This is a genomic window from Chloracidobacterium sp. D, assembly GCF_018304685.1.
GTDB lineage: Bacteria > Acidobacteriota > Blastocatellia > Chloracidobacteriales > Chloracidobacteriaceae > Chloracidobacterium > Chloracidobacterium thermophilum.
This window is the reverse complement of record NZ_CP072634.1, coordinates 2,487,168-2,507,033: the sequence shown is the minus strand read 5'-3', so window position 1 is coordinate 2,507,033 and position 19,866 is coordinate 2,487,168. Positions and strand designations below refer to the sequence as shown.

13 protein-coding genes and 2 tRNA genes are annotated in these 19,866 nt (G+C 63.4%); 7 read left to right on the top strand and 8 right to left on the bottom strand.

Going from position 1 to position 19,866, the window contains the following annotated elements:
- Window positions 1-6: 6 nt before the first annotated feature.
- Both J8C01_RS10635 and J8C01_RS10630 read left to right on the top strand, forming a co-directional pair.
- A complete protein-coding gene (locus J8C01_RS10635; RefSeq protein WP_014100626.1) occupies window positions 7-981 on the top strand; it encodes a GSU2086 family protein in 975 nt (324 codons plus the stop codon).
- A gap of 167 nt (window positions 982-1,148) precedes the next feature.
- Complete coding sequence (locus tag J8C01_RS10630) at window positions 1,149-4,484, top strand: two-component regulator propeller domain-containing protein (protein WP_211431898.1); 3,336 nt, start codon at window positions 1,149-1,151, stop codon at window positions 4,482-4,484.
- A gap of 33 nt (window positions 4,485-4,517) precedes the next feature.
- Here J8C01_RS10630 and J8C01_RS10625 read toward each other — a convergent pair whose 3' ends face one another.
- Entirely contained in the window at window positions 4,518-5,099 is a 582-nt protein-coding gene (locus J8C01_RS10625; RefSeq protein WP_211431897.1) for a prephenate dehydratase domain-containing protein, read from the bottom strand.
- A gap of 53 nt (window positions 5,100-5,152) precedes the next feature.
- Between J8C01_RS10625 and sixA the strand changes: the two genes are divergently transcribed.
- On the top strand, window positions 5,153-5,662 hold the full coding sequence (gene sixA / locus J8C01_RS10620; protein WP_014100622.1) for a phosphohistidine phosphatase SixA: 510 nt from the start codon (window positions 5,153-5,155) through the stop codon (window positions 5,660-5,662).
- 11 nt (window positions 5,663-5,673) lie between these two features.
- Here the strand turns inward: sixA and J8C01_RS10615 are convergent, their stop codons facing one another.
- Both J8C01_RS10615 and J8C01_RS10610 read right to left on the bottom strand, forming a co-directional pair.
- Window positions 5,674-6,630 (bottom strand): ABC transporter ATP-binding protein, encoded by a 957-nt coding sequence (locus tag J8C01_RS10615; RefSeq protein WP_014100621.1) that lies wholly within the window; start codon window positions 6,628-6,630, stop codon window positions 5,674-5,676.
- Between the two features lie 47 nt (window positions 6,631-6,677).
- Window positions 6,678-6,754 (bottom strand) — tRNA-Glu (locus tag J8C01_RS10610).
- A 200-nt stretch (window positions 6,755-6,954) separates the two neighbouring features.
- Here J8C01_RS10610 and smc point away from each other — a divergent pair.
- On the top strand, window positions 6,955-10,737 hold the full coding sequence (gene smc / locus J8C01_RS10605; protein ID WP_211431896.1) for a chromosome segregation protein SMC: 3,783 nt from the start codon (window positions 6,955-6,957) through the stop codon (window positions 10,735-10,737).
- 880 nt (window positions 10,738-11,617) lie between these two features.
- Here smc and J8C01_RS10600 read toward each other — a convergent pair.
- The 5 genes from J8C01_RS10600 to J8C01_RS10580 all read right to left on the bottom strand — a co-directional run bounded on the left by J8C01_RS10600 (window position 11,618) and on the right by J8C01_RS10580 (window position 14,509).
- The gene (locus J8C01_RS10600; RefSeq protein ID WP_211431895.1) at window positions 11,618-11,857 is read right to left on the bottom strand and encodes a type II toxin-antitoxin system HicA family toxin; all 240 of its coding nucleotides are present in this window, start codon (window positions 11,855-11,857) and stop codon (window positions 11,618-11,620) included.
- Entirely contained in the window at window positions 11,857-12,084 is a 228-nt protein-coding gene (locus J8C01_RS10595; RefSeq protein ID WP_014100616.1) for a type II toxin-antitoxin system HicB family antitoxin, read from the bottom strand. The genes J8C01_RS10600 and J8C01_RS10595 overlap by 1 nt, the downstream gene beginning before the upstream one ends.
- A gap of 39 nt (window positions 12,085-12,123) precedes the next feature.
- Window positions 12,124-13,254, bottom strand: a complete 1,131-nt coding sequence (gene lpxK, locus J8C01_RS10590; RefSeq protein WP_211431894.1) for a tetraacyldisaccharide 4'-kinase — start codon at window positions 13,252-13,254, stop codon at window positions 12,124-12,126.
- Between the two features lie 41 nt (window positions 13,255-13,295).
- Window positions 13,296-13,380, bottom strand: a tRNA-Leu gene (locus J8C01_RS10585).
- A gap of 19 nt (window positions 13,381-13,399) precedes the next feature.
- Entirely contained in the window at window positions 13,400-14,509 is a 1,110-nt protein-coding gene (locus tag J8C01_RS10580) for an RDD family protein (protein WP_014100614.1), read from the bottom strand.
- A gap of 453 nt (window positions 14,510-14,962) precedes the next feature.
- Here J8C01_RS10580 and J8C01_RS10575 point away from each other — a divergent pair, with 453 nt between their 5' ends.
- From J8C01_RS10575 to J8C01_RS10565, 3 genes are read left to right on the top strand one after another with little or no spacing between them, the layout of a single operon-like run.
- Entirely contained in the window at window positions 14,963-16,168 is a 1,206-nt protein-coding gene (locus J8C01_RS10575; protein ID WP_249355448.1) for a pyridoxal phosphate-dependent aminotransferase, read from the top strand.
- A 41-nt stretch (window positions 16,169-16,209) separates the two neighbouring features.
- Window positions 16,210-18,882, top strand: coding sequence for a DNA polymerase I (gene polA / locus J8C01_RS10570; RefSeq protein WP_211431893.1), 2,673 nt, complete (start codon window positions 16,210-16,212; stop codon window positions 18,880-18,882).
- Window positions 18,883-18,915: 33 nt separating this feature from the next.
- Entirely contained in the window at window positions 18,916-19,824 is a 909-nt protein-coding gene (locus tag J8C01_RS10565) for a restriction endonuclease (RefSeq protein WP_211431892.1), read from the top strand.
- Window positions 19,825-19,866 lie beyond the last annotated feature (42 nt).

The following is a 19,866-nucleotide window of genomic DNA, read 5'->3' as shown; positions in this document are numbered from 1 at the left end:
GTTGTCGTGGATGATCTGCCGCCGAAAAGTTGCTATGCCACGCCGCCGCTGGAGTTCACGGGACTGAACACTTATCCGCTGGCGGAACGTCCGAGCAAGGTTTCGGCGCGTGATCTGTCCCGTCCATGTCCGCCGGGGGCGAGTCTCCAGACCTTTTTCGCTTCCCTGCCCAACCTGCTTGCCGTCAATGAACTGCGCGCCGCCGTTACGGCCGTGCGGTCTGCCCGGAGCCGGGGGCGCGCGGTGATTGCCGGTTTCGGCGGCCACGTCATCAAGTGTGGGCTGGGCCCCATCCTGATTGACCTCATGGCGCGGGGTTTCATTACGGCCCTTGCCGGCAACGGGTCAAGCGCCATTCACGACTTTGAAATTGCGCTCGTCGGGGCGACTTCGGAAGACGTGGATGCCACCCTGGGGCGCGGCGCTTTTGGTGGCGCGGAGGAAACCGGGCGGGGCATCAATGCCGCCTGCACAGCCGCCGCAGCGGATGGCATCGGGCTGGGCGAGGCACTTGGCCGCTGGCTGGAAGCGGCACAGCCGCCCTATGCTGACCAGTCGGTGCTCGTCCAGGCATACCGGCGGCGCATCCCGGTTACGGTACACGTCGCCATCGGCACGGACATCACGCACATTCACCCTACGGCCGTCGGGGCGCACATCGGCGCGGCCACGCACCACGACTTCCGCCTGCTGTGCAGCCTCGTGCGGGAACTGCATGACGGCGGCGTGTACCTGAACTTCGGTTCGGCCGTCATCCTGCCGGAAGTGTTTCTCAAGGCTGTGACGACGGTGCGCAACTTGGGCTATCCGTTGACCGACTTCACGACGGTCAACTTTGATTTCATCCAGCACTATCGCCCGCTGACCAACGTCGTACGCCGTCCGGTGGCCGGCAGCCGCGGCCGCGGCATTGCCCTGACGGGGCATCACGAGCTGCTCATTCCGCTCTTTGCTGCCGCCCTCAGCGAGATGCCCGGCTGACCCGGGCACGGCTGGATAGACATCAGCCCAGGGCTATGAAAAAGTGCTGCCCGGTTGTGTGGCGGTGGTTACACTCGTGCCCCCGGCGTGTGTAAGCTGACGCTCTTGCAAGGCATTTCCGTGTGCACCCTGTCCGGGACAGGCAACGGGGTGTCGACGTATTTCCCATGCGATGGTGGTGGCTCCGTAGTCTTGTGCTCCTGATGGGCTGGCAGATGGCGCTTCTGTCTGCCTTGGGCGACCCACGTCCGGCGACGACCGTCTTCGAGCGGTTCACCCGTGAACAAGGGCTGTCCAGTGATGCGATTCATTGCCTCTGGCAGGACCAGCGTGGCTTTCTCTGGATTGGCACCGAAGACGGACTGAATCGTTACGACGGGCGGACCTTCAGGGTGTATCGCCATCAGCCCGACCAACCCGGCTCCCTGCCGGGCAACTTTGTTCATCAACTGTATGAAACCCGCGACGGCACGCTCTGGGTCGCCCTAAGCAAGTTCGGTTTTTGCCGTTACGACCGCCACACCGATACCTTTGTTGGCTACGCGAGCCAGTCGCGGTACGAGCGAATCCACAGTTTTTATGAAGACCGGCAGGGCATCCTGTGGGTGTGCGCCGAAGGTGGCTTGTGGCGACTGGACCGCCAGCGGGAAGACTTCCGCCGCTGCGATTTGAACATACCCGGCCGCGGTGTGTATCAGACCTTTGAAGATCGGGAGGGGCAACTTTGGCTTTCCGGCGCGGGTGGAGTGCTGCGGTTCGATCCGGCAGCCGGGGAGGCAAGGGTGGTGTTTCCGGCGCTGGTTTCAAAGGATGGCGTGGAGGGTGGAGGATGGCGAATCCATGGAATGACGCCGGAGGGCTGGCTGCGCCTGGCCGTGGGGGATTCCGCCCTGGCACTGTTCGACCCGGTCCGGGAACGTTGCGTAATGCAACTGGATACGATGGGCAGGGCACTGGATGCCCTGCCGACGGAAGTGGCTGTGGGACAATCCAGGGCGGCAGTGCTCCTGTGGGAAGACCAGACCGTCTGGTTGGGCAGACCCGGCGGCCTGCTTCAGCAACTCGATCTCCACCGCCGCACCTGTCAGACGTTTGCGCCCAATCCGAAACGCCCGGGCGCTTTGGTCACGTCCAAGTTGCACTGCGTGTTGCGCGACCGTGCCGGCGTGCTGTGGTTTGGCGATGCCGTTGCCGGACTGTTCTGCTTCTGCCCGACCCGCAACCGGTTTGAACTCTATCGGCATCACCCTTTTGACGAAAACTCCCTGTCGAATGACTACATCCGGGGCATCTTTGAAGACCGGCAGGGGAACGTCTGGGTGGCGACCCAGCACGGCGGCCTTAACTGCCTTGACCGGCAGACCAGCCGTGTGACGCGATACCGCGCCCGCCCTGCCGATCCCCGGGGATTGCGTTCAGATGAGGTCTGGGCCGTGTATGAAGACCGGCGGGGCGACCTGTGGGTGGGAACAACTGTCGGTCTTCAGCGGCTGGACCGGGTGCGGGGAAGCTTCCAGAGCCTGCTGGCGCTGCCGGGCAAGGTGTGGGTACAGGTCATATATGAAGACGCCCGGGGCGCCCTCTGGGTCGGCGGCGCAGAAGGCCTGTACGAAATCTCACCCGACCGACGGCAATGCCGGGACCACACGCCTGATGTGCAGCAGGCCTCGTCCGTACGACGGATTGATGTTCAGACCATCCATGTCTCGCCACGGGATGGACAGATGTGGATTGGCTTGGCCTATCGCGCCCTGCGCTACGACCCGGTGCACCAGTCGTACCGGGAGTATCGCGTGGACACACGACCGGAATATGGCATGCCTTATGTCACGCACTTTGCCGAGGGCCGGGAGGGAACGCTGTGGATGGTGACGAAAGGGGCCGGGCTGTGCCGCTTCGATGCCGCGCGGGAAACCTTCACCCACATCACGGAACGGGACGGTCTGCCACACAACAACTGCTATGCGATGTTTCCCGACGCGGATGGAACCTTCTGGCTCAGCAGCGACGCCGGCATCGTGCACTTCGACCCGGTCAGGATGCGCTTCCGGTCCTACACCGTGGCCGATGGGCTTCAGGGGCCGGAATTCAACCGCGTTTCAGCCTTTCGCAATGCCCGTGGGGAACTGTTTTTTGGTGGCACGAATGGTCTCAACGTGTTTCATCCGTCCAATCTGGTGAACAACCCGGTCCCGCCGCCGGTGGTGTTGACGGAGGTGCGGGTCAGCGGCGTGGCGCAGCCGGCGTGGGAAGGTATGGCGCTCAGGCTGCCGCATGACCGGAATGCCCTTGACCTTGGTTACGCCGGGCTGGATTTTCACGTCCCGGAAGACAATCGCTACCGGTGTCGGCTGGAAGGCTTCGACCGTGAGTGGCGCGACATGGGAGAGCGCCGGGAGGTGAGTTACACGAATCTCCCGCCGGGGCAGTATCGGTTTTGGGTGATGGCGGCCAATCACGACGGCGTGTGGGGGACTGGAAAGCCATTGCTGACGCTGGAGATACGGCCGCCGTGGTGGCAGACGTGGCCGGCCTGGATCGGGTTTGTCACGCTGGGCGGGCTGGCGCTGTACGGCGGCGTGCGCTGGCGGCTGCGGCAGTTGGTGGCGCGTACCCGGTGGCTGGAGGAGAAGGTTGCCGAACGAACGCAGGAAGTGACGCGCAAGAACGAGGAACTTGCTGCGCGCAACCTGGAAATCGAAACCCAGCGGCATGAGATGCTGGAAAGCCTGAGCTATGCCCGGGCAATTCAGCAGGCGATGCTGCCTTCGGCCGAGACACTGACGGCGGCACTGGGCGAGCATTTCGTCCTGTGGAAGCCAAAGGACATCGTATCGGGCGATTTTTACTGGCTGCACCAGCAGGATGGGGAAGTGGTGCTGGTCGTGGCCGACTGTACCGGTCACGGTGTGCCGGGAGCGTTTATGTCCACGATTGGGAGTGACCTGCTTGGGAAAATCGTGGCTGACCAGGGCGTACGGCAGCCGGCCGAGATTCTGCACCAGCTTCATCACGGAATTCAGCGCCTGCTCAAGCAGGGCGAACGCCAGACGCTTCTCGACGGAATGGATGCGGCCGTCTGTACCCTGCAGCGGGAAACGGGGCGGTTGACTTTTGCCGGGGCGCGCCGACCGCTCTACCTTGTGGCCGACGGCGTACTGACCGAACTCAAAGGCGACCGGGCGACGGTCGGCGGCAGCAGCCGTGAACGCAGCCCCCGGCGCTTCACCCAGCAGCAGGTGACGCTGATGCCCGGCATGATGCTGTATCTCACCACGGACGGCTTTGCCGACCAGTCAAATGACCGGGGAAAGAAGTTCGGGGCGCGCCGCCTGCTGGAAGTGCTGGTCAGCGTGTCCGGGCTGCTGCCGGCCGAGCAGTGTGTCCGGCTCGAAGCCGAGCTGGCGGCCCACATGGGGGCTGAAGCCCAACGGGATGACATCACGGTGTTCGGATTCCGTGTGGCGCTGCCATCCCCGTCCCGGAACGGAGAGGCAATCTGAGTGCGCCGCCGTCGGAGACGGCCTGCCCGGCTGTTATGGAGTGCCTGCCGCAGCGCGGCACAGAACGAAGTGGGTGGCGTTGTCCGGGCGGTCGGCAATCTGCGCGGCCACAACCTGTAACCCGTAGTGCCGGGCGGCCTGGCGCGAGGCAATCGCCAGCAGGTTGGGCCGCGCCTGTTGCCGCACCAGCCGCGCTGCGCCGGCGGTGTCGTGGACGGTTGTGGCGCGCAGGTGCGGATGCCGGGCCAGAAAGCGGCGGCACTGCCGCAGCGCCTGCCAGTGTGACAGGACGTGGGTTGCCGTGGCCAGCGTGGCGTCCGGCAGCCCCAGCAGACAGTGTTCGATGGGGAGCCACAGCGTCGTGACCACGACCAGCGGCTGGGTGGCGAGAAGCTGTTGCACTTCAGGAACGGGGCCGGCAATGACGTTTTCCGTCGGCAGGACGCCCAACTCGACCTCCCGTGCGAGCAGGGCGGCGCACACCCGGGCAAAGGTCGGGTAGGGCTGTGGAAGCCCGAACCGGGCCGCGGCCATTTCACTGTACGCACCCGGTTCGCCCTGAAATGCCACACGCGGCGCGGAAGCCGGGGATGGTAGGTTGGTTTCGGTGGTCATTGCCTGGCGCTCCCGCCGGCCGATGCTTTGCTCAGGAAAAGAGGTGACTTGCCATGGAACTGTACCTGATGCGCCACGCCATTGCCCATGACGTGGGCGCTGATGGCTCGCGCACGGATGCCGAACGGACGCTGACGGCGGAAGGCCGCGCCAACACACGGGCCGCGGCCCAGGCCATGCGCCGGCTGGAACTCGACTTCGACGCCATCTGGACAAGTCCGTTGGCACGCGCGCGCCAGACGGCAGACATCGTGGCGGAAGTCCTCAAAAAGCCCCATTGCCTGCGGGAAGTCCCGGAACTCGCCCTGGGTGCCGCGCCGGAACGGGTCATCCAGGCGCTGCTGCGTCTGGAACGCGGCAGCAGCGTCCTGCTGGTCGGGCATGAGCCTGACCTGAGCCGGCTGGTGGCCTTTCTGGTCTGGGGAAGCCTCGATGCCGACCGCCTGGACTTCAAAAAAGGCGCTCTCTGCCGCGTGGACGGGCGCTTCGGGCTGGGCGGCGGCAAGGCGACGCTGCGGTGGTTTCTCACGCCAAAGCAACTCCGGCTGCTGGCGGCAACCTGATGGCAAAGGCTTTAGCGTCGGACGCAGCGGACGGCGTGGCCCTGTTGCGCGTCGAGGACTTTCAGGGCCAGCTCGCCCTGCCGACACTCCGGCCGGGCTTCCGGGCAGCGCGGGGCAAAGGCGCAGCCGGGCGGCAGGGCCGTCAGTTTGGGCACGACGCCTTCAATGGTCGGCAGGCGCGCTTCCTGCCGCCCCAGACGCGGCACACTTGCCAGAAGTCCCTGCGTGTACGGGTGTTGCGGACGTGAAAACAGGATTTCGACCGGTGCGGTCTCGACAATGCGCCCGGCGTACATCACGGCGGCCCGGTGGGCCACCTGCGCCACCACGCCCAGGTCGTGCGTGATGAGCAGCACGCCCAGGTTGCGCTCCCGCTGCTGGACGGCGATGAGTTCCAGAATCTGCGCCTGAATCGTCACATCGAGCGCCGTGGTTGGTTCATCGGCGATGAGCAACTGCGGGTTGCAACTGAGCGCCATGGCAATCATGACGCGCTGGCGCATGCCGCCGGACATTTCGTGGGGATACTGGCGGGCGCGCCGTGCCGGATCGGGAATGGCCACTGACGCCAGCGCCTCCACCGCCTGCTGCCAGGCCTGACGGGACGAAAGCCCCTTGTGGCGGCGGAGAGCTTCCGCGATCTGTTCCCCGACGGTAAAGACCGGGTTGAGCGAGGTCATCGGGTCCTGAAAAATCATCGCCATGTGCGAACCGCGCAGCGCGGCAGCTTCGGCCGGCGTACGCAACTCACGTCCGGCAAAGCTGATACGGCCGGCAACGATGCGTCCGGGCGGCGACACCAGACCCATGATCGAAAGTGCCGTCACGGACTTTCCCGAACCCGACTCGCCGACCAGCGCCAGCGTTTCGCCCCGTTCAATGGTCAACGACACGTCATCCACGGCCGGGACGACACCCGCGCGGGTAGGGAAGTGCGTCCGCAGCCCTTCGACGACGAGCAAGGCCATGTGCGGGAAAGCCAACCTGACAGGATGGGATGAAAAGGCGGTCGGGGTGGTACCGCTAACGGGGCTCGAACCCGTACTCTCCGCCGTGAGAGGGCGGCGTGTTAACCGGTTACACCATAGCGGCCCGTGGCTGGCGATTGTAACCCAGAGTGCCGGCGCACGCCAAGCTGTTCACCGTTCGGGGCGGCGCTGGCGGGAGCGCCCCGGCAGGTCAACAATTGACAGCCCGTGGCCGCAACCTTTAGTGTCTGGCATCGCTTGAAAGCGCACATCTTGCGCTTTGCGGCGCGAACGGCCTCCACCGGCGCCCGGTCTGAACCCGCCATGCTTCGTCTCGACAAACTCGAACTCCGTGGTTTCAAAAGCTTTTGCGACGCCACCGAAGTCCTGTTCCATCCTGGCGTCACGGCCATTGTGGGTCCGAACGGCTGCGGCAAAAGCAACATCGTGGATGCCATCACCTGGGTGCTGGGGGAACAGTCGGCCAAAAATCTGCGCGGCGGCAAAATGGAGGATGTCATCTTCAACGGAACCCGGCAGCGGAAGCCGCTGGGCCTGGCGGAAGTCACGCTGACCTTCACCGCCGTGGAGGACCTTGCCGAGGGGCGTCCGCTGGCGGAAGCTGACGAGCCGACCGTCGCCCTGCTGGCCGCCAACGAGTCAGCGCAGGAAGAAGCCACGGCAGCCGATCCTCCGGCGGCTGCGGCCCGGCGGCGTCCCCGGCTGCCACGCCTGCTCGCCGGGGAGAAAATCACCATCGGACGCCGGCTGTACCGAAGCGGGGACAGCGACTACCTGATGAACGGCCGCCTCTGCCGGCTGCGTGACATCCAGGATTTTTTCAGCGGCACGGGACTGAGTCGGGCGCACTACGCCATTATCGAGCAGGGACGCATCGGACAGGTGCTTTCCGCAAAGCCCCAGGAACGCCGGGCGCTCATCGAAGAAGCCGCCGGCATCGGACGTTTCAAAGCCAAACGCCACCAGACCGAACTCAAGCTCGAAGCCGCCCGTCAGAACCTGGCCCGGCTCAACGATCTCATCGGCGAAATTGAGCGCTCCATCGCCAATCTCAAGCGTCAGGCACAGAAATCACGCCGGTTCGTCGCCCTGCGGGAAGAACTCCGGGCGGCCCAGCGGCAATATCTGGCACTGGCTTACGCGCGCCTGCAGTCCAGCCGGGCATCTCTGGCGGAAACCCAGGCCGCACTGGCGGCTGAGCATGCGCAGTGCCGGTCTGAACTGTCCCGCTTGACCGTGGCCCTGACCGCCGCACGTGAAGCGACCCGGCAGGCCGAAGATGACCTTGCCGCCGCGCGTTCGGCAGCGTCGGCTACCGAACGCGAACGTGACCGCTTGCGACACACCAGAGCCAGCCTGGAGACCGAGGTGCTGCGTCTCGATGAGCGGGCGGCCGAGTTGGCCACCGCCAGCGAGCAGACGGCCGAACGCCAACGCTGGTTGCAGGGCGCTTTGGCACAGGCGCAGACACAGACGGCGCAACTGGCTGCGGAACTGGCGGCCATCGAGGCCGAACTGTCCCAGGCCAACCGGAAGCATCAGGCGGCCGTCGCCGAGGTACACACTGCCGAAACGGACTATGAACAAGCCCGCCAGCAGCATTTGACGGCCCTGACCCGCGCCGAACGACTCCGGCACCAGGTTGAACAGCTTACCGAGGCAGCCACCCGGCTGGCGCGGCAGCGGCAATCGCTGGAACATGAACAGCGCCGCGCGGCCGAACGGCAGGCCCAGGCACTGGCCGAATGCGCCGCGGCGGAGGCCGCTTTGCACGATCACGAGCAACGGCTGGCCGCCGTTCAGACCGAATTGACGGCGGCGCAGACAACACTTGCTGAAGTGCAGACCGCCCACCGGGCACTGACCGACCGGCTGGCTGAAGTCCGGCGGGCGCACCAGCGCGCCGAAGACCGCCGGCAGGCACTGGAGGAACTCGACCGGCAGCATGCCCACTACACATCCACGGTGCGGCTGCTCTTTGAGCGGGCCGCGGAGATTCCTGGTTTCCAGCCGCTTGGCACGCTGGCTGACGTTCTCGTGGTGCGGGATGGCTACGAAGGCCTCGTGGAAGATGTGCTGGGCGAAGTTTTGCAGGCGGTCGTCGTGCCAACGGTAGCCGCAGCGCGGGCGGCCGCCGACTGGTTGACCGCTGCCCAGGCCGGACGCGCCACCCTGCTCGTAACGGGCATTCAGGGCGGCGCCGATGGAGCCGGCACCGCCGCCGTCAGACCGGAATCACCGCCGACGCATTTCTGGGATGTGCTGGGTGTACCGGAGCACCTTGCGGCCGCCGTACAGCAGTCTTTCCCACATCTGGCTGAAGCCCGGCTGGTACCGTCGCTGGAGGCGGCTCTGGAAGCATCCGCCGATGACCCGGCGCGGCTGTTCATCACTCCGGCCGGCGAGCAGGTTTTGGGTGCGCTGCGGCTGACGGCCGGACGGGGAACGGCCAAGAGCATTCTGCGTGTCAAACGTGAACTGCGCGCCCTGCACGCCGAGGCACGGGCCGCCGCTGAAACCCTGGCAACACTGGAGCAGGAACAGGCGCAACTGGCGACCCGGCAGGCGGCGGCGCGGCAGCAGTGCGACGCCTTGGATGCCGAACTGCGCCAGCTTGAAGCCCACCGGGCCGCCCAGGCCGTGGAGGTTGCCCAGCGCCGCCGGGACGTGGAGCGGGCCAACCAGCACGTCGCTGTCGTGGCCGCCGAGCAGCGCCAGCTCGACGCTGAAGCCGGACAGCTTGCGCCCCGGCGCACCGCCCTGGAAACCGAACTCGCCGCAGCCATTGCCCAGCGGGAAACCGCCGAACAGGCTGTGCTGGCCGGGCAGCAACGCCTGGCGCAGCTTCGTCCGGCGGTTGAGACGGCCGCGCAGGCGTTGGCCGAGTTGCGTACCCAGGCGGCCGGCCGGCTGGAACGTCACCGCGCCGCCGAAGGGGAACTGCGGCGGCTCGAACGGGAATGGCGCGAACTGGAACAACGCCTGGCGCACCTGGCTGTTGAGCGCGCCACACTTCAGACGCGCCGCAGTGACTGTCAGCAGCAGCTTGCCGCGTGCCTGAGCCAGGAAGTGGCAGCGGAAGCGGCCGTTGCCGCAGCCCTGAAGCAGGTAGCGTCTGCCGAAGCCAATTTAGCCGCCAGCCGCCGGGAACTGGAACGTCTCGACGGTGAACAGCAGGCGGCCCAGGCCGTGGAACGTGACCTTCGGGAACGGCTGGCGACGGTTGAAGTCAGTGCCGCCAAAATCGCGGCTGAACTGGAGTATCTCGACCGCCACTGCCAGACCGAGTTGGGCTGCACGCTGGACGCGCTGCCACCGGCCGAGGTCCCGACATCGGACCCGGAGCCACTGGAACGGGAACTGTCAGAACGGATAGCGACACTCAAGGAGTCCATTGCGGCCCTTGGCTCCATCAACATGCTGGCGCTGGAAGAACTGGCTGAAGCCGAAAGCCGCCACGAATTTCTGACGGCGCAGCGGGCGGATGTTCTGGATTCGATAGCGGCAACGGAAGAGACACTCAGGGAAATCCGCCAGCGCACGAAGCATCGCTTCCGCGAGGCTTTTGACCGCATCAATGCCTATTTCGGGGAAATTTTCCAGGAACTGTTCGGAGGCGGCCGGGGCGAAATGCTGCTCATCGAGCCGGATGACCCGCTGGAGTCCGGTATCGAGATTGTCGCCCAGCCGCCGGGCAAGCGGTTGCAGTCGGTGCTGCTGCTTTCCGGGGGCGAAAAGGCCATGGCGGCCATGGCGCTGATTCTGGCCATTTTCCGCTACCGGCCCAGTCCGTTCTGTGTGCTGGATGAAGTGGATGCGCCGCTCGACGAAGCCAACATAGACCGCTTCACCGAAAAGGTACGGGCGATGAGTCAGCACACGCAGTTTCTCGTGGTCACGCACAACAAGCGAACCATGGAAGCCGCCGACTCGATTTATGGTGTGACCATGCCGGAGCCGGGGGTCTCCAGACTGCTCTCCGTACGCTTCGATGACAAGCCTTCCGTGACGCCAACGGCTTCTGCTTCAGAGGTTGCATCGTCGGACGCCGACGTTGTTTCCAGCACGCTGGGCGTCATCGGCTGAGGTTGGTCAGCGGACGCTGGAACCGGCTCCGGGTCAAGTGGGGGAGGGACTTCACCGTACCCGTTGACATGCGTTGCGTGCGGCGCTGTGGCAAATGTCGCCGCCACTAGTGGCGACAAGGGCTGATCTTCAGACGTTGCACCGGCATCGGGCAGGGGAGTTACCGATAGGGATGTGGTGTGGGCGGCCGCAGCGCGGGACTGGATTTCACGCAGTCCGCTGGTGACAAAGGCCGTGGCCATTCTGTCCATCCGGTCGGTGACGACCCGCGAAATCCACTGTTCGCCAACGATGCCGGCTAGCGGATGGATGTCCCGCGCGCGCGGCCGCCAGACGCGCATGTGCAGGCGCACATCGGCATCCGTAGCGCCATTGGGGTTGGGGCGCACGTGAACGTCGCACTGGAAGAAGTCGGGTGAATCTTCGGCGGCCGAGTAGGCAATCTCCCCGGTTTCCGCCCGGATGCGCCGGTACATAACGAACTCCCACGTGATGGGCGCCACGATGGGCACCCGGACGCAGAAGCGCCAGCGGGTGACATCATCACTGTCGGCCACTGGGGTGATGTGCTCGATGATCGGCATGTGGCGGGCGAAACTGCGTGGGTCGGCGAAGAATTCACACAGTTCCCCGATAGAGGCCGGCACCTCGAAGATACGCCGTAAAGTGGCGCGAATAACAAACATAGTGACGTGCATCCGTGGTCGCCGCCAGTGTGCAACGCGCCAGCGAAGGGCGCGGACGGCGACTGGCAGAAGATACGGAACTACTTGCGGTAGAACGTTCGCGCTCAGCCGCCGCCCGAAGCGCAGAAAGCCGAAGCACAGCGGAGGCCAGCGCGAAGGGCGGTTGGTTGCAGCGCAGGTTGGGCCGCCCCCTATTATGTAGCATCGTAGGCTCTCAAGAAGTCTTCTCTGGGTATGCTGGATTGAGTGAGAATTGTCCGCAACGTTGACCCCTTGATCTTAAGATGATTAGGGATTGTCAAAGGCGTTCGCGTCCCGTCCGGGTTTTCGCGCGCCATCGCGATGTGGTTGCCTTCTCGGAGTAGGCGAAAGCCCAGGATTTCCAGCGCCTTGATGACTCGCTCAACAGGCGCATCAACTGGGAACCTGGGCATCAGACCCCTACGCTTGTCTCTGCAATAAACGCTTCCAGGATGGCTTCTTCACCTTCAATAACATCCGGCCCGAATGTCTGAATATGGAAGCTGATCGCCGATTTCACATCGGCAAGTGCTTCTTCATAGGTATCTCCCTGACCAACCACCACACCTTTTAGACCAAGGGGGTAGGCAACATAGCCGTCGGAGTGCTTTTCCACGATGATTTTGAATGCTTTTGTCACGGCCCTGACTCCTGAAAACGCCAAGATATAAACACAGTATCACCGACTGTTCCCGCCTGCACTGCCTGCGTGGCGACCCAACCTGCCCTTCTTTTTCACAATCGTTCGCAGCAGCAAACTTTTCAACCCCACTTCTTCGTCGAACATGGTCTTGATTTCGACGACCGAGACCGGCAGACCACCAAAGTCGAAGCCTTCGACCTTGACGGCATCCTTTTCGGTCGTCACCAGCCGCTGTGCGCCAGCAGCTTTGGCATCGGCGACAAGGGCGGCGATGTCGGCGGCCGTGTAGCGGTGATGGTCGGGAAATTGCTTTTTGAAAACGAGATTGGCCCCCAGGTTGGCCAGGTCGTCTTCAAAGATGGTCGGATTGCCCAGCGCCGAAAACACGCCCAGCGGCGTCCCGATGAGGCTGCGCTGCGCCTGCGCCCGGCGCGTTCCCAGTTCGTGGACACCCACAATGTCGTGGTAGGCAAAAAACACCGGAGCCGTGACTTCACATGCCGCCAGCACGCTCAACAGGTGTTCCTGGTCAAAGGTGCGGTCTGTCCGTGTGACCACAATGGCATCAGCTCGTCGAAGGGCATAAAGCGGTTCACGCAGGCGGCCGAAAGGGAGCAGGTCCCCGTTGCCGAAGGGGTCAGTGGCGTCCAGGACGAGAATGTTCAGGTCGCGCGCAAGCTGAAGGTGCTGAAACGCATCATCGAGGACAAACACATCACAACCGTAGGTTGTTTCGGCAAAGCGGCCGTTGGCGTAGCGGTCAGCGCCCACAATGATTTTGACATCAGGCAACCGGCGCGCCAGCATCAGCGGCTCGTCGCCCGCCAGCGACCAGTCCGGCAGAGGTTGTCCGTCGTTGAGTATCACCCGCGTCCGGTCCGTCGCCGTACGCCCGTAGCCGCGTGTCAGGATGACGGTTTCATGGCCTTCGTCGGTGAGATAACGGGCAATGTATTCGACCAGCGGTGTTTTGCCCGTTCCGCCAACCGTGATGTTGCCAACAGCAATGACCGGCTTGCTGAGCTGCCTGGGCTTGAGGTAAGCCGTCTCGTAGAGCGCCATGCGCAGCCGCACGCCCAGTTCGTACACTTTGGCCGGGACGTACAGCGCCGCCCGCGCAGCAGGAGACAGGGTTTCAGCGGAAATGGCCGCCGGCGGCCAGGGCATGAAACTGCGCACCGAACCTTTGCTGGGACCTTTGCTGGGAGTGCCGAGGGCGGGAGTCGAACCCGCACGCCCCTTGCGGAGCAACGGATTTTAAGTCCGTTGCGTCTACCATTCCGCCACCCCGGCCCGTTTTCACTCCCACGTGTCACGCTTCGGGAAGTGTCTCGACGTACCACTCGCGCACGACTTGCGTCGCCGAGAGGTATTCATGCCAACCGCGCTGGTCACGGTCAATGAGAACCCACAGAAAACCCGCGCCGAGCGGCAGCAGGGACAGCCCGCAGCCAAGGGTACGGAGCAGCGCCTGGACGGGATTGAGGTCGTGGTCTTCGTAGATACTCACCACGCGCAGGCCCATATACATCATGCCGAAAGTCTGCCCGGCGACCGTCACGGTGCCGAACAGGTACATGCCCGCCAGAAGCGCCGCCGCGCAGGCGACAACCACAGCCACGCCCGGATGAAACAGGGGTGTTCCCGTCAGGACAACCACGAACAGCAGCGGCAGGCACGAGAGTGCCACGACGGCGCTATCCATGATGCCAGCTAAAACCCGTTCGCGCACAAGCGGACGGATGCGCCGCAGGTGTCGTTTCGGAGCTGCCGCTGCCGTAGGCAATGGCGTTGATTCCGGGGCCGCAGCGGGTGTGTCTGGAGGTTTCGTTTCCGTGGCCGGCGGTTCGGTGGGCAGGTCAAAGTCGCCCAGCGCGGCATCGAGTTCACTGGCGATTTCGCTGATGTCCAGATACGGCGGGACTTCGGCCGCTGGTGCCGTGGTGGTCACGGCTGTGGCTGTGACCGTCAGAACTTCCGGCGTCAGGCTGCTTGCCCGCCGGGGCGGAAAGCTGGCGGGTGGGCGCGGTGATTCTGCCGCCCGGCGGACGCGCCGCAGGGCGCCCCGCACGAGGGGATTTTCGATGGCTTCCAGGTCATCCAGCGGCAGGGATTCCGCCGGAGTATCTGCGCCCGGCGACGGGACGGCCCCGGTCATCTCTGCGGCCTGATCGTCCGCGGCCTGCGCGGAAGCTGTTGTGGCGGACGCGCCGGGGGCTGCAATCCGTCCGGCGCTGCCGCGCTGCTCACGGCGGGCCGCTTCGAGTTCGGATTCCATCATCCGCCGCGCCTTGACCTGCCGCACCCGCGCACTCAACTCGGCGCGCCAGGCCGGAACGGTACCGGCGGACTGCACTTCGCGTGGGAAGGGGCCGCCAGCGCCCGGCACTTCGGTATTCGTCGGTGGCAGGTTGCTTTCCATACGTGCCAAAGAAGCAGGTTTATTCCGCGTTGGAGCGATGTGACCACAGCGCCGACACACCCGTTCCGTGTCGGACTGGATATACCCACAAACAGAGCAAATCATGACGTTTTCTTGCGGAAAACGTGCCCCGGCACCGTTGCGAAGACCCATCGGTGCGGGCAGCCGGTGAATCCCTGGTCGAACGATGCCTTGACTCCAAGGCCCCGACCGTAGCAGAGCCACAGGAGGTTGTCAAAGCGAAAGCAAAACTTTAGCCCAAAACGTAGAAGTGCTTGAAGGACAGATGTTTCACAACGCGGTGTGGACAGCCCTGCGGCCCCCGGCCGAAACCTTTGGACTGGCAGGCGCTGCCCGGTATGGCGTAAGGTTGGTTGTTCATCCAGTGTGATGGAACATACGTACGGCTCACCCCGGCCTATCGAAAGAAGCCAAGTCATCGAGGAAAAAGAGATGTCTGCACCCACTCCTTTGCCAACCGGCTCCAACCTGCGTTTGTCCGCCCGGTTCGCTGATGTCGGCTTTTCCGAAATCGTGCGCATTCGGAATCGCGTCCTGGAACTTAAGGCGGCCGGTGAAACCATCCATCAGTTCGAGGGCGGCGAGCCGTTCTTTGAGACCCCGGAGCCTATCAAGGAAGCCATGCGCCATGCCCTGGCTGAAAACAAGACGCGCTACGCGCCGTCAAGTGGCATTCCGCCGCTTATCGAAGCCATTGTGGACAAGGTACGGGCAAAAAACGGCATTCCGGCCGAGCCGGCGCACGTGGTTGTCGGCGTGGGCGGGATGCAGGGGTTGTATGGCGCGTTCAATGCCCTGCTTGATCCGGGCGATGAAGTTCTGCTGCCGTCGCCCTACTGGACGCCCACGCGCGATCTCATCCACATGACCGGCGGCCGCGCCGTGTGTGTGGAAGCGGCCCGGATGCGCGCCGAAGGCATTGAGACGGTGCTGAGAGCGCGATTGACGCCACGTACCCGTGCGATTCTCGTCAACTCACCCAACAATCCGACCGGGCAGGTGTTGACCCGCGCCGACCTGGAGGCCATCGCCGGTTTTGCCCAGCGGCACGATCTCGTAGTGGTATCGGACGAAGCCTACGAAGACCTGGTGTATGAGGGCGAACATATCTCCATCGCCAGTCTGCCGGGGATGTACGCGCGGACGATTTCGGTCTATACCCTGTCGAAGTCCTACGGGATGACGGGCTGGCGGCTGGGCTACGCCGTCGCGCCGGAGCCGTTCATCACCGGCATCAAGACTTCGGTGCTCTACTCGACCAACGGGGTCAGCACGCCGACGCAGTGGGCAGCCCTGGCGGCCCTGCGCGATGTACCGGCGAGCTTTTTTGAGGAATGCCGGGCGGCATACCGGCAGCGGCGCGACCGTCTGATAGCCGGGCTTGCCGAACTTGGGTTGCCGGTAAAGCCGGTGCCCGCCGGAGCGTTTTACGTGTTTCCCGACGTATCGGCGCTGGGGGGAACAAGCGCCGAAATTGCCATGCGGTTGCTGGATGAAGCGCGGGTGGCGACCGTGCCGGGGACGGCCTTCGGCTGCGCCGGTGAAGGTCACTTGCGTTTGAGCTATTCACTTTCGCTGGAAGCCATCGAGCGCGGGTTGACGGCGCTGAGCGATTATCTGCGCCAGCGCACTGTCTAGCGCCGTTGTCTGGCCCTGTACGCGGGCACGCCACTTTACGTATGCCGACTTCACCGAACGCCCGTCACCGCCTGTTTCTGATTGATGCCATGGCGCACATTTACCGCGCCTACTATGCCGTACGGGGGCTGGCGACGAAGTCCGGCCAGCCGACCAACGCCGTTTTTGGCTTTACCTCGATTGTGCGCAAGCTGCAAAAGACCTACGCGCCGGAGTACCTCGTGGTGGCGATGGATTCGGCCGCGCCTTCGTTTCGCAAGGCGTGGTTTGAGAACTACAAGGCCAACCGGGCCGAGATGCCGGCGGATTTGCAGGAGCAGATTCCGGTCATCGAAAAAGTCTGTGACGCGCTGCGGATTCCGCGTGTCAAGGTGGATGGCTACGAGGCCGATGATCTGATGGGCACGCTGGCACGGCTGGCCGTGGAGCAGGGGTTGGAGGCGGTCATCGTCAGCAACGACAAGGACATGACGCAGCTTGTCCGCGACGGCATCAGCATTCTGCGGGTGGACAACAAGTCCGGTGAGTTTGTGTGGTGCGACCGGGCCGGCGTTGAAGCCTGGATAGGTGTGCCGCCGGAGCAGGTGGTGGATGTGCTGGCGCTCTGGGGCGACAGCTCCGACAACATCCCCGGCGCGCCCGGCATTGGTGAGAAGGGGGCGGTACAGATCATCCGCCAGTTCGGCTCGCTGGATGAAGCCCTGGCGCGCCATGCGGAGGTGTCGCGCAAGACGTACCGGGAAGCCCTGCGCGATCACCAGGCGACCATTCAGTTGGCCAAACGGCTGGTGACGATTTGCCAGGAAGCCCCTGTGACGCTGGACCTGGAGTCCTTTCGCAGCCAGCCGCCGGACGCTGCCGCCTGCTATGAGCTTTTTTCGGCACTGGAGTTCAAGGCACTGACGGCTGAATTTGCCAAACTGCTGGCGGCAGCGGAGCAGGTTCCGGCCGCAACGCCGACCGCTGCCGTGACGACCAGCTACCACGAGTTGGCCACTTCCGAGGGCCTGCGCCGCGCGTTTGACAGCGTCTATGCGCGTGACAGCTTTGCGTTTCACTTTGAAGACGACGCTGGCGTGATGACGCGCGGCAGCCTGTCGTTTGGCCCGGGGCATGCTCTGCGCTTTGAACGTGCCGCGCTGGATGCCGGGACGCGGGATGGTCTGCTGGAAATCCTGGCCAATGGGCTGGTCAACAAGGCCTGCCATGACGCCAAGCGTGCGCTGTATCTCATCAACTGTCCGCCGCACAGTGGCGTACCGGCGACGGAGGCGCTGGCTTCCGGGCAGGACTTCCGGTTTGAGAGTCTGCGTGACGACGTACATCTGGCGGGGTATCTGCTTGATCCTGGCGTCAAGGCCGAGCGGTTGACGCTGACCGGGTTGGCTGAAACGTATCTGGGGCTGGAGGCGGGGGCCGTGCAGGCTCTTGACCCGGCGGATGTGGTCAGCCGGTTGCAGGCGGTGTTGCGCCCGAAGTTGGAAAGCGAGGGGCTGCTGACAGTGTACGAGACGATGGAACTGCCGCTGACGCCGGTGCTCTACGATGTCGAATGTGCCGGTGTCAGGATCGATCCCGCCCCGTTGGTTGAGCTTGAAGCCGAGCTGCGCCGGGAACTGGAGCGGTTGACGACCGAAATTTATGAACTGGCCGGGGAGCCGTTCAACATCAACTCACCGCAGCAGGTGGCCGACATTTTTGAGAAGCTCAACTACGAGACTTCAAAAAAGACAGCCACGGGCCGGATTTCGACCAGCGCCGACGTGCTGGAAGAGCTGGCGGAGAGGTACGACCTGCCCCGGTTGATTCTCGAATACCGGGAGCATGAGAAGCTGCTGAACACGTATGTGACAGTCCTGCCGCGTCTGGTGCATCCGGCCACGGGACGTTTGCACACGACGTTTACCCAGACGGTGACGGCGACGGGGCGGTTGTCATCAGTACGTCCGAACCTGCAGAACATTCCGATTCGGACGGAAATGGGACGGCGTACGCGCCGGGCGTTTGTGGCGGAGGAAGGCTGTCGGCTGATTTCGGCGGACTACTCGCAGATTGAGCTGCGTTTGCTGGCGCACATCACGGAGGATGCCCGGATGACGGCGGCTTTTCAGGCCGGGGAGGACATCCACGAGCGGACGGCGCGGGATGTGTTTGGGGCGCAGACGCCGGAGGAACTTCAGGCGACGCGGCGGCTGGCGAAGGCAACGAATTTTGGGATTGCCTACGGGGTTGGGGCGTATGGTCTGGCGCGCAATGTGGGCATCGGGCGCAAGGAGGCCAAAAAGGCAATAGATGCGTATTTTGCGGCATATCCCGGCATCCGGCGCTACATGGAGGAGACGCCGGAGAACGCGCGGCGGACGGGTGTGGTACGGACGTTGTATGGGCGTTTACGGCGGATGCCGGACCTGAACAGTCGGAATTTCACAGTGCGGTCGCGGGCGGAGCGGGAGGCCATTAATGCGCCGATTCAGGGGACGGCGGCGGATTTGATGAAGCTGGCGATGATTGAGGTCGCGCGGCGGCTGCCGGCGGCTTTTCCACGGGCGCGGCTGGTGTTGCAGGTGCATGACGAGTTGTTGCTGGAGGCACCGGCGGAGGACGCGCCGGGGGTGGCGGCGTTGGTCAGGTCGGTGATGGAGGGCGTGGCGACGCTGCGCGTGCCGTTGGTGGTCGAGGCGCGCATCGGGACAAACTGGCTCGAAGCGAAGTGAAACCTCATACGGCTTGTCGCCGGGAGAAGTCTGATGCCCATACCTGACTACCAGACGTTGATGCTGCCGCTTCTGCGGTGCTTTGCTGATGGCAAGGAACATTCGATTCAGGATGTGGTGAATACTTTGGCCAAAGAGTTTTCCCTGACCGAAGAGGAGCTAAGAGAGCTTCTGCCAAGTGGTAAGCAGGCTGTCTTTTATTCCCGTGTAGGATGGGCAAAGACCTACCTGGCAAAGGCAAATCTCATTGAGAAAGTGCGCCGCTCACATTATGTGATTACCAGAAGGGGAAGAGAAGTTTTGAATGAAAATCCTTCGGAAATCAAAAACGAATTTCTCGCCCAATTCCCTGAGTTCACTGAGTTCAGAAGACGCGAAGTACAAAAAGAGACGCAAAGTAAAAAGGGAATCTGCAAGGAGGAAAAAACTCCAGAGGAGGTACTGGAAGAAGCTTACGCAGAGCTGAGGGACAGTCTGGCGCAGGAGTTGCTCGACATTGTCAAGAAAAGCACCCCCGCCTTTTTTGAAAGACTGGTTGTTGAGCTTTTGGTCAGAATGGGATATGGAGGATCGCGCAGCGAGGCGGCGAGGGCGGTCGGCCAGGTCGGGGATGAAGGGATAGATGGCATTATTGATCAGGACAGATTGGGACTCGACACCATTTATATCCAGGCAAAGAAGTGGGATCAGTGTGTAGGAAGGCCGGAGATACAGAGATTTGTTGGCGCACTTGCCGGAAAACGGGCCAAAAAAGGTGTTTTTATCACGACTTCTTCGTTCTCCCAGGAAGCTGTAAGATACGTATCAACCATTGAAGCCAGGATTGTGCTTATTGACGGGAAACGCCTGGCAGAACTCATGATTGACTACGATGTAGGCGTTACTCCTGTGACAACCTACCAGCTCAAGCGGGTTGATTCCGACTATTTCAACAACGGATAAGCCGCAAATGGCTTTCCCGCATACGCTTTCCGAAACTTTTTA

Excerpts from the sequence above, each read along its gene's own strand:
- J8C01_RS10575 (WP_249355448.1), top strand. The coding sequence starts at position 14,963 with ATGTCTGCACCCACTCCTTTGCCAACCGGCTCCAACCTGCGTTTGTCC.
- lpxK (WP_211431894.1), bottom strand. The coding sequence starts at position 13,254 with ATGCCCTGGCCGCCGGCGGCCATTTCCGCTGAAACCCTGTCTCCTGCT.
- J8C01_RS10625 (WP_211431897.1), bottom strand. The coding sequence starts at position 5,099 with ATGACCACCGAAACCAACCTACCATCCCCGGCTTCCGCGCCGCGTGTG.
- sixA (WP_014100622.1), top strand. The coding sequence starts at position 5,153 with ATGGAACTGTACCTGATGCGCCACGCCATTGCCCATGACGTGGGCGCT.
- polA (WP_211431893.1), top strand. The coding sequence starts at position 16,210 with ATGCCGACTTCACCGAACGCCCGTCACCGCCTGTTTCTGATTGATGCC.
- J8C01_RS10565 (WP_211431892.1), top strand. The coding sequence starts at position 18,916 with ATGCCCATACCTGACTACCAGACGTTGATGCTGCCGCTTCTGCGGTGC.
- J8C01_RS10630 (WP_211431898.1), top strand. The coding sequence starts at position 1,149 with ATGCGATGGTGGTGGCTCCGTAGTCTTGTGCTCCTGATGGGCTGGCAG.
- J8C01_RS10580 (WP_014100614.1), bottom strand. The coding sequence starts at position 14,509 with ATGGAAAGCAACCTGCCACCGACGAATACCGAAGTGCCGGGCGCTGGC.
- J8C01_RS10600 (WP_211431895.1), bottom strand. The coding sequence starts at position 11,857 with ATGCCCAGGTTCCCAGTTGATGCGCCTGTTGAGCGAGTCATCAAGGCG.
- J8C01_RS10615 (WP_014100621.1), bottom strand. The coding sequence starts at position 6,630 with ATGGCCTTGCTCGTCGTCGAAGGGCTGCGGACGCACTTCCCTACCCGC.
- smc (WP_211431896.1), top strand. The coding sequence starts at position 6,955 with ATGCTTCGTCTCGACAAACTCGAACTCCGTGGTTTCAAAAGCTTTTGC.